This window comes from Leclercia barmai, assembly GCF_049312895.1.
Classification (GTDB): domain Bacteria; phylum Pseudomonadota; class Gammaproteobacteria; order Enterobacterales; family Enterobacteriaceae; genus Enterobacter; species Enterobacter barmai.
In genome coordinates this window covers 158,991-173,342 of record NZ_JBMNWZ010000003.1, presented here as the reverse complement: position 1 = coordinate 173,342, position 14,352 = coordinate 158,991, and the positions used below count along the sequence as shown (strand labels likewise).

Genomic DNA, 14,352 nt, shown 5'->3' with positions numbered 1-14,352 from the left:
AGCCGAGAAGACCATGCCAAAACGTACAGACATAAAAAGCATCCTGATCCTTGGCGCTGGCCCGATTGTTATCGGCCAGGCCTGTGAATTCGACTACTCTGGCGCACAGGCGTGTAAAGCCCTGCGCGAAGAGGGCTACCGCGTTATCCTGGTAAACTCCAACCCGGCCACCATCATGACCGACCCGGAAATGGCTGATGCCACCTACATCGAGCCAATTCACTGGGAAGTCGTGCGCAAAATCATCGAAAAAGAGCGTCCGGATGCGGTGCTGCCGACCATGGGCGGCCAGACGGCGCTGAACTGCGCGCTGGAGCTGGAGCGTCAGGGCGTGCTGGCTGAGTTCGGCGTGACCATGATTGGCGCCACTGCCGATGCGATTGATAAAGCAGAAGACCGCCGCCGTTTCGACGTGGCGATGAAAAAAATTGGCCTCGACACTGCGCGCTCCGGTATCGCCCATAATATGGAAGAAGCGCTGGCGGTTGCCGCTGACGTGGGTTATCCGTGCATCATCCGTCCTAGCTTCACCATGGGCGGCACCGGCGGCGGTATCGCGTACAACCGTGAAGAGTTCGAAGAGATTTGCGCCCGTGGTCTGGACCTCTCTCCAACCAACGAACTGCTGATTGACGAATCGCTGATCGGCTGGAAAGAGTACGAGATGGAAGTGGTGCGTGATAAAAACGACAACTGCATCATCGTCTGCTCCATCGAAAACTTCGACGCCATGGGGATCCACACCGGTGACTCCATCACCGTGGCACCGGCCCAGACCCTGACCGACAAAGAGTACCAAATCATGCGTAACGCCTCGATGGCGGTACTGCGTGAGATTGGCGTCGAAACCGGCGGCTCTAACGTTCAGTTCTCGGTTAACCCGAAAAACGGTCGTCTGATTGTTATCGAAATGAACCCGCGCGTTTCCCGCTCCTCTGCGCTGGCATCGAAAGCCACCGGCTTCCCGATTGCGAAAGTCGCGGCGAAGCTGGCGGTAGGTTACACCCTCGACGAACTGATGAATGACATCACCGGCGGACGTACTCCGGCATCCTTTGAGCCGTCCATCGACTACGTTGTGACAAAAATTCCTCGCTTCAACTTCGAGAAGTTTGCCGGCGCCAACGACCGTCTGACTACCCAGATGAAATCTGTTGGGGAAGTGATGGCGATTGGCCGTACCCAGCAGGAATCTCTGCAGAAAGCGCTGCGCGGCCTGGAAGTGGGCGCCACCGGTTTCGACCCGAAAGTGAGCCTGGACGACCCGGAAGCGCTGACCAAAATCCGCCGCGAACTGAAAGACGCGGGCGCCGAGCGTATCTGGTACATCGCCGATGCTTTCCGCGCTGGCCTGTCCGTCGATGGCGTCTTCAACCTGACCAACATCGACCGTTGGTTCCTGGTGCAGATTGAAGAGCTGGTGCGTCTGGAAGAGAAAGTCGCTGAGATTGGCATCAACGGCCTCGACGCTGACTTCCTGCGCATGCTGAAGCGTAAGGGCTTCGCCGATGCGCGTCTGGCAAAACTGGCGGGCGTGCGTGAAGCGGAAATCCGCAAGCTGCGTGACCAGTATGACCTGCACCCGGTCTACAAGCGCGTGGATACCTGTGCGGCAGAATTTGCGACCGACACCGCGTACATGTACTCCACCTATGAAGACGAGTGCGAAGCGAACCCGTCCGTTGACCGCGACAAAATCATGGTGCTGGGCGGCGGTCCAAACCGTATCGGCCAGGGCATCGAGTTCGACTACTGCTGCGTACACGCCTCACTGGCGCTGCGCGAAGACGGTTACGAGACCATCATGGTCAACTGTAACCCGGAAACCGTCTCTACCGACTACGACACCTCCGACCGTCTCTACTTCGAGCCGGTAACTCTGGAAGACGTGCTGGAAATCGTGCGCATCGAGAAGCCAAAAGGCGTTATCGTGCAGTACGGCGGCCAGACGCCGTTGAAGCTGGCGCGCGCGCTGGAAGCGGCAGGCGTACCGGTCATCGGTACCAGCCCGGATGCGATTGACCGTGCGGAAGACCGCGAGCGTTTCCAGCATGCCGTTGACCGTCTGAAGCTGAAACAGCCGGCTAACGCCACCGTCACCGCCATTGAGCAGGCGGTTGAGAAGGCCAAAGAGATCACCTACCCGCTGGTGGTGCGTCCTTCCTACGTGCTGGGCGGCCGTGCGATGGAAATCGTCTACGACGAAGCCGACCTGCGCCGTTACTTCCAGACTGCGGTCAGCGTCTCTAACGACGCACCGGTACTGCTGGACCGCTTCCTGGATGACGCAGTCGAAGTGGACGTTGATGCTATCTGCGACGGCGAAATGGTGCTGATTGGCGGCATCATGGAGCACATCGAGCAGGCGGGCGTTCACTCCGGCGACTCCGCCTGTTCTCTGCCAGCCTATACGCTGAGCAAAGAGATTCAGGACGTGATGCGCGACCAGGTGAAGAAGCTGGCCTTCGAGCTGCAGGTTCGCGGTCTGATGAACGTGCAGTTTGCGGTGAAAGACAACGAAGTCTACCTGATTGAAGTCAACCCGCGTGCGGCGCGTACCGTACCGTTCGTCTCCAAAGCAACCGGCATCCCGCTGGCGAAAGTGGCGGCGCGCGTGATGGCTGGCCAGACGCTGGCACAGCAGGGCGTGACCAAAGAGATTATCCCGCCGTACTACTCGGTGAAAGAAGTGGTGCTGCCGTTCAACAAATTCCCGGGCGTTGACCCGCTGTTAGGGCCAGAAATGCGCTCTACCGGTGAAGTCATGGGCGTGGGCCGCACCTTCGCAGAAGCGTTCGCCAAGGCGCAGCTGGGCAGTAACTCCACCATGAAGAAACAGGGCCGTGCGCTGCTGTCCGTGCGTGAAGGGGATAAAGAGCGTGTGGTCGACCTGGCGGCGAAACTGCTGAAACAGGGCTTCGAACTGGACGCCACCCACGGTACCGCGATTGTGCTGGGTGAAGCCGGTATCAACCCGCGTCTGGTGAACAAGGTGCATGAAGGTCGTCCGCACATTCAGGACCGTATCAAGAATGGTGAATACACCTACATCATCAACACCACCGAAGGACGTCAGGCGATTGAAGACTCCAAGCTGATTCGCCGCAGCGCGCTGCAGTACAAAGTACACTACGACACCACCCTGAATGGCGGTTTTGCGACAGCGATGGCGCTGAACGCGGATGCCACCGAGAAGGTGATTTCGGTGCAGGAGATGCACGCGCAGATTAACAAGTAATACGGCTGTTATCGTAGGCCCGGCAAGCGAAAGCGTCGCCGGGCAAACGGCGGGTGGCGCTTCGCTTACCCGCCCTACGATAGCGTTCTCCCTCTTCAGAACCTTCTGCTTTTCCATCTCCCGTCAGTCAGTTAGCCTAAAATTGTCAGGTCGATAATTAAATCCAACTGAAAAGCAGGGAGAACACCATGCGAAATAAACTTTTGCTGACTTCTATTTTTGCTGCCGCAGCGCTGTTCACCGTAGCCGGTTGTTCATCTAACCAGGCGGTGAAAACCACCGATGGCAAAACTATCGTCACCGACGGTAAACCGCAGGTGGATGATGATACCGGTCTGGTGTCCTATGAAAATGCGGAAACCGGGCAGACCGAGCAGATCAACCGCGATCAGGTTAAATCCATGGGTGAGCTGGATAACTGATAAAAAAATGCAGTGGCCTGGGCCACTGCATTTTTCATTACGGAACGGGAATTACCAGCGGTGATTTAACAGGATATGGCCGCCATAGGCGTCATAGCTGTTTTCGCCCCATTCGCCGCTGGCGCGCAGGGAGATTAGCGTGGTCTCGTTCAGCTTGCCGGTTACGCCCAGCTCCAGCTGGCCGCGGTCGTCCGGGGTGTCGTTACTGAAGGCTTCGCCGTTAAAGGCCAGGTCATTCTGTCCGGCGCTTTTCAGCCAGTTCACCGCCACATACGGCTGCCACGCCTGTACATCTTTCTGGTTAAAGTAGCTGGATTTCACACCCAGGCGACCCAGTATGCTGTCGTTATCAAGCGTGGTGATACGTACGCCGTCGGCGTCAGTATGATCGTCCTGATCAAGATAGCTGTAGACCGCCTGGATCTGCGGCTCGATTTTCCAGGTTCTTTCGTTTTCTGAATCCACAATCCACGCATGACCTGCTTCCAGCGACACGGCAAAACCGCTGCTGTTGTAGGATTCATTGTCGCGTCCGTCGCTTCTCAGCTTGTTGTGATACCAGCCGTATGAGGCCCAGCTGTCGATATAGCTGCCTTTACGCAGCTGCTGATCTTCCTGCCAGGTGGCGTATACCCCGACGTTCACACCATCGACCTTGCCGTGCGCGGAACGCTTGCTGCCCACAGAGGTGGAGTCGGTTTTGGCCTGGCCTGCACCAAACATCATCCCACCATGCAGGACGCCGGTATCCATCTGTTTGCTGATGAAATCGCTGCCGACCTGCATCACATACTGGGTGGTGTCGTAGTTGACTTTCCCGCCCGCCACGTCGTTATCATGATAACGGCCTTTGACATACATCCAGGTGTTGAGGTCTTCGCCGTTGCGCAGCGTGAGCTGATCGCGATCGTCACGTTTATGCAGGAACATCCCCTGGGCGGCCAGATAGTTACCCAGATAAGCACCGACTTCAGGTGCCATTACCTCAGGCGCTACCGGAGTTGTATTTCCGCCGTTATCGTTGTTTCCGCCGTTATCGGTATTAGCGCCGTTATCGTTGTCACCGTCGTTGTCGGTATTGTCGGTGCTGCTACCGTCATCATCGCCGCCGTTGTTCTGGTTATCATCTGAAGGTGGCGTTTTGGATTCAAGGTACCAGTTGCCATCGCTCTTCTGATTCAGGTTGTATTCCCACGCACCCACTACAGCAGGTTTCGCCAGGGTAAAGGCCGCATCAGAGTTTCCGCCGACGTTGATAATTTCTATCCCGTTGACCGTCTGCGCCCCGAGGCCGCCAATATTGCTGAGCTTGATACCGGACTGACCCGCGCTGTTGCCGGTAATGGTCAGATGATCGGTACGGGAACTGTCCTCGCCCAGGATGCTGTTCATGACGATCTTACTGCCGCTCTGGCCGGTATAGTCGCCGTTGATGGTGAATTTATTGCCGACATAGTCGTTGAGGCCGCTGATTTGCAGCGTGCCGCTGTTGTTAACATTGCCGTTGATGGTGTTAGCCGTGGCGGAAAGGGTGTCGTTATTGCCGGATACCGCATTCCAGGAAGCCAGCACGCCGCCGCTCAGGATATCAACATTGTTGTTAACAGTCCCTGCGCTGGCGAAGGTGGCGCCATCCGCTACCGTCACGGTCGCGGTGTTGCCTGCGCTGCCCAGCGTTGCGCCTTCAGCGACCAGCGTCGTGCCGCTATTCAGCAGCGTATTGCCGGTGTAGCTGTTGTTGCCGGACAGTATTAACGTATGGGCATCGATTTTTTGCACGTTACCGCTGCCGGTAATGTCCGTCGCGAAAGTGGAGTCGGAGCCCTGATTAAAGATCAACGTGCCGTTATTGCTCACTGTGCCGGTCAATGAACCGGTATTCGTGCCGTCACCCAACTGTAGAGCTGCATCGTTGGCGATCAGGGTGTTTCCGGCGCTGTTTTTCACATCGCCTGCCAGCGTCAATTTACCGGTGTTGACCTTAATCGAGTTGTTGGAGCCGATCACATCGACATTGCCGGTCAACGTCCAATCGTTACCGCTCATAGTCAGGGAAGCGAAGCCGTCACCCGCATTCATGCCACGGAAGTTACTGTCTTCTGAGCCCGTGCCTCGTAATGTTAAAGTGTTGGTTCTGGAGTTCGTCGAGATGACATCGCCATTAAGTATGGAACCAGTATCCAATGTTAGCGTGTTAGTTTGGTTACTTGCAAAGGTGATTGCGCTGTCTGAACCACTTATCATCCCGCTATTACCGAGCTGAAGTCTGTGAGCGTCGGACACGATAACACCATTCAGCCCACCATCAATCACTCCGGCAGTACTATTATTAAGATTACTTTTTCCAGCAGTAGTTAGCTCTATGCCATTACCGCCGTTGCTTTTTAAAAGGCCCTCATTATTGATTATGACGCTAGCTTCTGCGAAGAGCGCTGTTTTACCTTCGAGAGTGCCGGTATTAGCGACGTTGACGTTGCTTGAGTCTTCCAGAATCTTAATGCCGAACTCAGCACCACTAATCTTGCCTGCGTTATTTATTTCCCCGCCCATATTGGCAACGGTAATTCCGTTGGCACCAGTAGAGTTAATGAGTGCATTTTCCTGGTTTGTTACGACAATTTGCTGGGATCCTGTAGAGATGAGCATCCCATCACCCTTGCCAGTAATCTGCCCGCCATTCGTGACGCTGACGATGATGCCATCCGTAATAGTGACTGAGGGCAAAATGGAATCAGGGGTAATGTTGATCCCTTCCGGGATGATGTATGAGGTATCCGATGAAAAGACCTGTACTGCGTCCGTAGAACCGCTAATTGTAGTTTCTGCGAATCCCATTAGTGGAGTGAATGCAATTAACGCTGATAAGGCCGGAAAAAGACTTTTAAGAAATGTTGTCGTCTGATTTAATTGCGGTGTTCTTGTTTTCATTGCCACATCCATTTTGTGATTATAAAAATGTCTATTTAGATAACAACTTTTTAACTATCTGTTTTTTTAAGACTTAAATGGCAGCTTAAAAGCAAAATTATTGGTTCTTAACTATTTCTTGTATAGCTATTCATTTTAAATTTTTGATTAATTTTAATTTAATTATTCCATTGCTTTTATTATTTCTGATTAATTGGTTTGAATAATAAATATTATATTTTCTTGATATATTTTTAATGGAAATGATTATTCTGACCAGAAAGTGATTTACCAATCTTTGCGGTTAACCCCGGCAAGGGCACAGAGCCCTTCAAACGCCTCCCTTTCCTGTCTACACTGACTCTTACAACAAGAAAGCAGTTAAACCAGGTTAATCATGATACTCATTGTCTATGCGCATCCTTATCCGCACCATTCCCATGCGAATAAGCGGATGCTTGATCAGGTAAGGACACTTGAAGGGGTGGAAATCCGCTCTCTTTATCAACTCTATCCGGATTTCAATATCGATATCGCCGCCGAACAAGAGGCGATATCCCGTGCCGATCTCATCGTCTGGCAGCATCCGATGCAGTGGTACAGCATACCGCCGCTGCTGAAGCTGTGGATCGATAAGGTGTTCTCTCACGGCTGGGCATACGGCCATAACGGCAGGGCGCTGAAGGGCAAAAGTCTGCTGTGGGCGGTGACCACCGGTGGTGGTGAAAGCCATTTTGATATCGGTTCTTTCCCGGGGTTTGAGGTGCTGGCGCAGCCGCTGCAGGCCACCGCGCTCTACTGTGGGCTGAACTGGCTCCCGCCGTTTGCCATGCACTGCACGTTCGTCTGCGACGACGAAACCCTTCAGGCGCAGGCGCGTCACTATAAACAACGTTTACTCGACTGGCAGGAGGCGCACCATGGATAGCCATACGCTGATTCAGGCGCTGATTTACCTGGGCGCCGCGGCGCTGATTGTGCCCGTTGCCGTGCGCCTTGGGCTTGGCTCGGTGCTGGGCTATCTGATCGCCGGCTGCGTCATTGGCCCGTGGGGGCTACGGCTGGTCACCGATGCCGAGTCGATTCTGCACTTTGCGGAAATCGGCGTAGTGCTGATGCTCTTCGTCATCGGTCTGGAGCTGGATCCGCGTCGCCTGTGGAAGCTGCGCGCCTCGGTATTTGGCGGCGGGGCGTTGCAGATGCTGGCCTGCGGCCTGCTGCTGGGCGGGTTCTGCATCCTGCTGGGCATGGACTGGAAAGTGGCTGAGCTGATCGGCATGACCCTGGCGCTCTCGTCCACGGCCATCGCCATGCAGGCCATGAATGAACGCAACCTGACGGTTTCCCAGATGGGGCGCAGCGCCTTCTCGGTGCTGTTGTTCCAGGATATTGCCGCTATTCCGCTGGTGGCGATGATCCCGCTGCTGGCTACCTCCGGAGCGTCTACGACCCTGGGCGCATTTGCGCTTTCTGCATTAAAAGTCGCCGGGGCGCTGACCCTGGTGGTTCTGCTGGGCCGGTACGTCAGCCGGCCATTATTGCGTTTTGTTGCCCGTTCCGGCCTGCGGGAAGTGTTCAGCGCCGTGGCCCTGTTCCTGGTCTTCGGTTTTGGCCTGATGCTGGAAGAGGCCGGGCTCTCTATGGCGATGGGCGCGTTCCTGGCAGGCGTGCTGCTGGCGAGCTCCGAGTATCGCCACGCGCTGGAAAGCGATATTGAGCCCTTCAAGGGCCTGCTGCTGGGGCTGTTCTTCATCGGCGTGGGGATGTCCGTTGACTTCGGGACGCTGGTGACCCATCCGCTGCGCATCGCCATCCTGCTGGTGGGCTTCCTGGTCATTAAAATGGCCATGCTCTGGCTGGTGGCTCGCCCGCTGAAGGTTCCCGCAAAACAGCGTCGCTGGTTTGCGGTGCTGCTGGGCCAGGGGAGTGAGTTTGCGTTTGTGGTCTTTGGCGCAGCGAACATGGCGAACGTGCTCGATCCTGAATGGGCGAAGGCGCTGACGCTGGCGGTCGCACTGTCGATGGCGGTAACACCGCTGCTGCTGGTGGTGTTGACGCGTCTGGAGGCCGCCGACAGTGGTCAGCAGCACGAGGCTGATGAAATTGACGAAGAACAGCCGCGGGTGATCATCGCCGGGTTTGGTCGCTTCGGCCAGATTGCAGGCCGTCTGTTGCTCTCCAGCGGCGTCAAGATGGTCATCCTCGATCACGATCCGGACCACGTTGAAACCTTGCGCAAGTTTGATATGAAGGTCTTTTATGGCGATGCCACCCGGGTTGATCTGCTCGAGTCCGCCGGGGCGCAGAAGGCCGAAGTGTTAATCAACGCAATAGACGATCCGAAGAACAGCCTGCAGCTGGCGGAGCTGGCGAAGACGCATTTTCCGCATCTGAAGATCATCTCCCGCGCCCGCGATGTTGATCATTACATCCAGCTCCGCCAGATGGGTATCGACGCGCCGGAGCGTGAAACCTTCGAAGGCGCGCTCAAATCCGGTCGGCTGGCGCTGGAGAGCCTCGGTCTCGGGGCTTATGAGGCCCGGGAGCGCGCCGATCTGTTCCGCCGGTTTAATATGGAGATGGTCGAAGAGATGGCGGCGATGGTTGAAAACGATGCTACCTCGCGCGCGGCGGTGGTGAAACGCACCAGCGCCATGCTGACGGAGATCATCAATGAAGACCGAAATCACCTCTCGCTGACCCAGCGCCATGGCTGGCAGGGAACCGAAGAGGGTAAGCATACCGGCGATCCGCACGATGAGCCGGAGAGTAAACCTGTAGCGTGAAGCGGGGTTGCCAGCAAATATAAAAAATTTCCTGTTCTTTACTCTGCCGCCAGTCGACGAAAGATTAAGCTTTCCGTATAGTGGCGGCAATTTTTTGCATCCGGGAAATAACCAATGATCAGTCTGATTGCGGCGCTTGCGGTAGATCGCGTGATTGGCATGGAAAACGCCATGCCGTGGAATCTGCCTGCCGATCTCGCGTGGTTTAAACGTACAACGTTGAACAAGCCGGTAGTAATGGGTCGCCTGACCTGGGAGTCAATCGGGCGCCCGTTGCCGGGCCGTAAAAACATCGTAATAAGCAGCCAGCCCGGCACCGATGAGCGGGTTGAGTGGGTTAAATCCATTGACGAAGCCATTGCTGCCTGCGGCGATGCTGAAGAGATAATGGTGATTGGCGGGGGGCGCGTGTATGAGCAGTTCCTGCCGAAAGCGCAGAAGTTATATCTGACCCATATTGATGCTGAAGTGGAAGGGGATACCCATTTCCCGGACTACGATCCTGACGAGTGGGAATCGGTGTTCAGCGAATTCCACGACGCTGACGCGCAAAATTCGCATAGCTACTGCTTCGAGATCCTTGAACGCCGCTAATGTGTTAACTGCACCTTTCCCGCCGGGAGAGGTGCAGCTCTCTTCTACGACGCTACTGCTTCATTCTCACCTGAATCCTGGTGCCGGTTCGAAGGCTGCATAAAGTAGGCTTTATCTTCCCAGCGCAGACAGGTGAGTTCTCCGCCCCAGCAGCAACCCGTATCCAGCCCATAAATGCCTTCAGGCGTGCCTCTCCCTTCCAGCGATGCCCAGTGTCCGAAGATCACGCTGTACTGGTCCGTCACCGGCCCGGGGATAGCAAACCACGGCTTGAGCGGGGTCGGCGCGTTTTCCGGCACATCCTTGCAGTACATATCCAGCTGACCGTTCGGGAAGCAGTAGCGCATGCGGGTAAAAGCGTTCGTGATAAAACGCAGGCGCGCAACGCCGCTCAGCTCCGTGCTCCAGTTGTTGGGCATGTCGCCATACATGGCATCGAGGAAGAACGGGTATGAGTCGCTGGCGAGCACCGCTTCGACGTCACGGGCGCACTCTTTTGCGGTTTGCAGATCCCACTGGGGAGTAATGCCCGCGTGGGCCATCACCAGCTTTTTCTCTTCGTCGATCTGTAGCAGCGGCTGGCGACGCAGCCAGTTAATCAGCTCATCGGCGTCAGGCGCATCCAGCAGCGGGGTGATCCTGTCTTTCGGTTTATTACGGCTGATCCCGGCATAGACGGCCAGCAGATGCAGGTCGTGGTTGCCAAGGACGATCCGTACGCTGTCGCCCAGAGATTTAACATAGCGCAGGACGTCAAGCGAGGCAGGGCCGCGGGCAACGAGATCGCCCGTAAGCCACAGCGTGTCTGTACCCGGGGTAAAATCCACCTGCTTTAACAATGCGATCAGTTCATCGTAGCAACCGTGAACGTCGCCAATGAGATATGTAGACATGTTTAGTGAATGAGTGTTGGTACAGCCAGACGGAAAACAGGAATGGCAATGCGGAATGCATTACCCTCGGCATCGACCATTTCATAATGGCCCTGCATGGTACCCAGCGGCGTTTCGATTACCGCGCCGCTGGTGTACTGATACTCTTCGCCGGGCGCAATGTGCGGCTGTTCACCCACCACACCTTCGCCCTGCACTTCAATTTCACGGCCGTTGCCGTTGGTGATAAGCCAGTAACGCCCCAGCAGCTGCACAGGAGTTCGCCCGAGATTGCGAATGGTCACGGTGTAAGCAAAAACAAAACGTTCTTCATCCGGCGTGGATTGAGACTCGATATAAAGGCTTTGCACCTGAACACATACGCGGGGCGAATTAATCATGGCTTAGCTCTCCTTCGGCGGCGCATTTTCGCTGATGTAATTAGCCAGCTTGCAGTACTGTTCTACGGAAATGTTCTCCGCACGCATTGCCGGGTCGATACCCAGCCCGGCTAACACTTCAACGGTAAACAGATTGCCAAGGCTGTTACGAATCGTTTTACGACGCTGGTTAAAGGCTTCGGTGGTGATGCGGCTCAGCACGCGCAGCTCTTTGACCGGATACGGCTTCGTTTTATGCGGCACCAGGCGCACCACCGCAGAGTCAACTTTCGGCGGCGGCGTAAACGCTGACGGCGGCACTTCGAGTACCGGGATCACGTTACAGAAATACTGTGCCATCACGCTTAAACGACCATACGCTTTACTGTTCGGCCCTGCAACCAGTCGATTAACGACCTCTTTTTGCAACATGAAGTGCATGTCCGCAATGGCATCAGTATAGCTAAACAGGTGGAACATCAGCGGCGTGGAGATGTTATACGGCAGGTTGCCGAAAACGCGCAGCGGCTGACCCATTTTCTCCGCCAGTTCGCCGAAGTTCATGGTCATGGCATCCTGCTGATAAATCGTCAGCTTTGGCCCAAGGAACGGGTGCGTCTGCAGGCGGGCTGCCAGATCGCGGTCCAGTTCGATGACGGTCAGTTCATCGAGGCGCTCACCAACCGGTTCGGTCAGTGCAGCCAGACCCGGCCCGATCTCGACCATCGCCTGGCCTTTTTGTGGATTGATAGCCGAAACAATACTTTCGATCACGAACTGATCGTTGAGGAAGTTTTGCCCGAAACGTTTACGGGCTAAATGGCCCTGGTGGACGCGATTATTCATTGAGTATTAACAATCATTTTGATGGCGAGATTAAGCGCCGTAATAAAACTGCCGACATCTGCTTTTCCCTGGCCTGCTAAATCGAGTGCAGTACCGTGGTCAACAGAAGTTCGAATAAAGGGTAAACCGAGGGTGATATTCACGCCGCGGCCAAAGCCCTGGTATTTTAGCACGGGAAGGCCCTGATCGTGGTACATCGCCAGCACGGCGTCGGCATGATCAAGGTATTTCGGCTGGAAAAGGGTATCTGCAGGCAGCGGCCCGCTGAGATTCATTCCCTGAGCACGCATCTCATCCAGTACCGGAATGATGGTATCGATCTCTTCCATTCCCATATGCCCGCCTTCGCCCGCGTGCGGATTCAGGCCACACACCAGCACGTGCGGGCTGGCAATACCGAATTTGGTGCGTAAATCGTGATGCAGAATGGCGATGACGTCGCGCAGCAGATCCGGCGTAATGGCGTCGGAAACGGCTTTGATCGGCAGGTGCGTGGTGGCCAGAGCAACCCGCAGCTCCTCGGTTGCCAGCATCATCACCACTTTAGGGCTATGCGAACGCTCTTCAAAAAATTCGGTATGACCGGTAAAGGCCACGCCGGCGTCGTTGATCACCCCTTTATGAACGGGGCCGGTGATCAGCGCGGCAAATTCCCCGCTCAGACAGCCGTCACAGGCGCGCGCCAGCGTCTCCACCACATAATGGCCATTTTCGGTACTCAGTTGACCTGGGATAACCGGGGCACGTAGCGGAATGGGTAACAGCGTTAAGGTACCCGCTTGCTGGGGGAGGGGGGCGTTTTCAGCCTGATACGGCAGAAGCGTGAGCGGCAGATTAAGCTGCTTCGCCCGCGCTTCGAGCACGCTGGCATCGGCACAGATCACCAGTTCGACCGGCCAGCTGCGCTGGGCAAGCTGGACGACCAGGTCGGGACCAATCCCGGCGGGTTCGCCGGGAGTGATGACAACACGATGTTGTTTCATTAGTTGCTCAGAACTTTGACGTAGGCGCTGGCGCGTTGTTCCTGCATCCAGGTCGCTGCTTCTTCAGAGAACTTACGGTTGAACAGCATGCGGTAGGCGCGATCTTTTTGCGCCGCATCGGTTTTATCCACGTTGCGGGTGTCCAGCAGCTCAATCAGGTGCCAGCCGAAGGTGGAGTGAACCGGGTCGCTCAACTGACCTTTGTTCATTTTCATCAGCGCATCGCGGAAGGCCGGATCGTAAATATCCGCTGCCGCCCAGCCCAGATCGCCGCCCTGATTGGCTGAACCTGGATCCTGGGAGAACTCTTTCGCCGCGTTAGCGAAGGAGGTTTTTCCGCTGCGGATGTCGGCGGCAATCTGCTGCAGTTTCGCCCGCGCCTGATCGTCATTCATCAGCGGGGAAGGTTTCAGCAGAATGTGACGGGCATGCACTTCGGTAACGGAGATGCTCTGGCTCTGGCCGCGCAGATCGTTCACTTTCAGAATGTGGAAGCCAACGCCGGAACGGATTGGACCCACGATATCGCCTTTCTTCGCCGTGCTCAGCGCCTGGGCAAAGATAGAAGGCAGCTCCTGAATACGACCCCAGCCCATCTGGCCGCCTTTCAGCGCCTGCTGGTCAGCCGAATAGGTGATCGCCAGTTTACCGAAATCACCGCCGTTACGCGCCTGATCGACGATAGAGCGAGCCTGGCTTTCCGCCTCGGCTACCTGGTCAGAGGATGGGTTTTCTGACAGCGGGATCAGGATGTGGCTCAGGTTCAGTTCGGTGCTGGCATCGTTCTGATTGCCAACCTGCTTAGCCAGCGCATCCACTTCCTGCGGCAGGATGGTGACGCGACGACGCACTTCGTTATTACGCACTTCTGAAATCAGCATCTCTTTGCGGATCTGATTACGGTAGGTCGAATAGCTGATGCCGTCATAGGCCAGACGGCTGCGCATCTGGTCGGCGGACATGTTGTTCTGCTTCGCAATGTTGGCGATAGCCTGATCGAGCTGCTCATCAGAGATCTTCACACCCATCTTCTGACCCATCTGCAGAACGATCTGATCCATGATCAAACGTTCAAGGATCTGATGACGCAGCGTGGAATCATCCGGAAGTTGCTGACCTGCCTGACCCGCGTTGAGCTTCACAGACTGCATTAAACCATCAACGTCGCTCTCAAGTACCACACCGTTGTTCACAACGGCAGCGACTTTGTCGACAACCTGTGGGGCCGCGAAGCTGGTATTCGCGACCATAGCGATACCGAGCAGCAGCGTTTTCCAGTTCTTCATACTTTTTCCATATCAATTAACCGCAAAGCGGATTACGT

Annotated in this window: 12 protein-coding genes; 6 read left to right on the top strand and 6 right to left on the bottom strand. The window is 55.7% G+C overall.

Features of this window, described 5'->3' with window-relative positions; translation table 11 throughout:
- The first annotated feature begins 13 nt into the window (after window positions 1–13).
- Window positions 14–3,238, top strand: coding sequence for a carbamoyl-phosphate synthase large subunit (gene carB, locus ACOYA6_RS13455; RefSeq protein WP_223074979.1), 3,225 nt, complete (start codon window positions 14–16; stop codon window positions 3,236–3,238).
- Window positions 3,239–3,426: 188 nt separating this feature from the next.
- Complete coding sequence (locus ACOYA6_RS13450; protein WP_223074978.1) at window positions 3,427–3,660, top strand: YgdI/YgdR family lipoprotein; 234 nt, start codon at window positions 3,427–3,429, stop codon at window positions 3,658–3,660.
- 51 nt (window positions 3,661–3,711) lie between these two features.
- On the opposite strand, the gene ACOYA6_RS13445 is transcribed toward ACOYA6_RS13450, so the two are convergent.
- Window positions 3,712–5,706 carry an autotransporter family protein gene (locus tag ACOYA6_RS13445; protein ID WP_422654831.1) on the bottom strand — a complete coding sequence of 665 codons (1,995 nt, stop codon included), beginning with the start codon at window positions 5,704–5,706 and terminating at the stop codon, window positions 3,712–3,714.
- Between the two features lie 316 nt (window positions 5,707–6,022).
- Here ACOYA6_RS13445 and ACOYA6_RS13440 point away from each other — a divergent pair, with 316 nt between their 5' ends.
- The 4 genes from ACOYA6_RS13440 to folA all read left to right on the top strand — a co-directional run bounded on the left by ACOYA6_RS13440 (window position 6,023) and on the right by folA (window position 9,947).
- Window positions 6,023–6,562 carry a hypothetical protein gene (locus ACOYA6_RS13440; RefSeq protein ID WP_231568137.1) on the top strand — a complete coding sequence of 180 codons (540 nt, stop codon included), beginning with the start codon at window positions 6,023–6,025 and terminating at the stop codon, window positions 6,560–6,562.
- A 402-nt stretch (window positions 6,563–6,964) separates the two neighbouring features.
- Window positions 6,965–7,495, top strand: coding sequence for a glutathione-regulated potassium-efflux system oxidoreductase KefF (kefF, locus tag ACOYA6_RS13435; protein WP_039030413.1), 531 nt, complete (start codon window positions 6,965–6,967; stop codon window positions 7,493–7,495).
- Window positions 7,488–9,353, top strand: coding sequence for a glutathione-regulated potassium-efflux system protein KefC (kefC, locus tag ACOYA6_RS13430; protein WP_422654830.1), 1,866 nt, complete (start codon window positions 7,488–7,490; stop codon window positions 9,351–9,353). The genes kefF and kefC overlap by 8 nt, the downstream gene beginning before the upstream one ends.
- 114 nt (window positions 9,354–9,467) lie before the next feature.
- A complete protein-coding gene (gene folA / locus ACOYA6_RS13425; protein WP_039030411.1) occupies window positions 9,468–9,947 on the top strand; it encodes a type 3 dihydrofolate reductase in 480 nt (159 codons plus the stop codon).
- Between the two features lie 44 nt (window positions 9,948–9,991).
- Here folA and apaH read toward each other — a convergent pair whose 3' ends face one another.
- From apaH to surA, 5 genes are read right to left on the bottom strand one after another with little or no spacing between them, the layout of a single operon-like run.
- Window positions 9,992–10,840 (bottom strand): bis(5'-nucleosyl)-tetraphosphatase (symmetrical) ApaH, encoded by an 849-nt coding sequence (apaH, locus tag ACOYA6_RS13420; RefSeq protein ID WP_138370414.1) that lies wholly within the window; start codon window positions 10,838–10,840, stop codon window positions 9,992–9,994.
- A gap of 2 nt (window positions 10,841–10,842) precedes the next feature.
- Window positions 10,843–11,220 (bottom strand): Co2+/Mg2+ efflux protein ApaG, encoded by a 378-nt coding sequence (gene apaG / locus ACOYA6_RS13415; protein WP_039030409.1) that lies wholly within the window; start codon window positions 11,218–11,220, stop codon window positions 10,843–10,845.
- Window positions 11,221–11,223: 3 nt separating this feature from the next.
- Complete coding sequence (gene rsmA / locus ACOYA6_RS13410; RefSeq protein ID WP_039030408.1) at window positions 11,224–12,045, bottom strand: 16S rRNA (adenine(1518)-N(6)/adenine(1519)-N(6))-dimethyltransferase RsmA; 822 nt, start codon at window positions 12,043–12,045, stop codon at window positions 11,224–11,226.
- Window positions 12,042–13,028, bottom strand: coding sequence for a 4-hydroxythreonine-4-phosphate dehydrogenase PdxA (pdxA, locus tag ACOYA6_RS13405; RefSeq protein ID WP_138370415.1), 987 nt, complete (start codon window positions 13,026–13,028; stop codon window positions 12,042–12,044). The genes rsmA and pdxA overlap by 4 nt, the downstream gene beginning before the upstream one ends.
- Window positions 13,028–14,314 carry a peptidylprolyl isomerase SurA gene (surA, locus tag ACOYA6_RS13400; RefSeq protein ID WP_039030406.1) on the bottom strand — a complete coding sequence of 429 codons (1,287 nt, stop codon included), beginning with the start codon at window positions 14,312–14,314 and terminating at the stop codon, window positions 13,028–13,030. The genes pdxA and surA overlap by 1 nt, the downstream gene beginning before the upstream one ends.
- Window positions 14,315–14,352 lie beyond the last annotated feature (38 nt).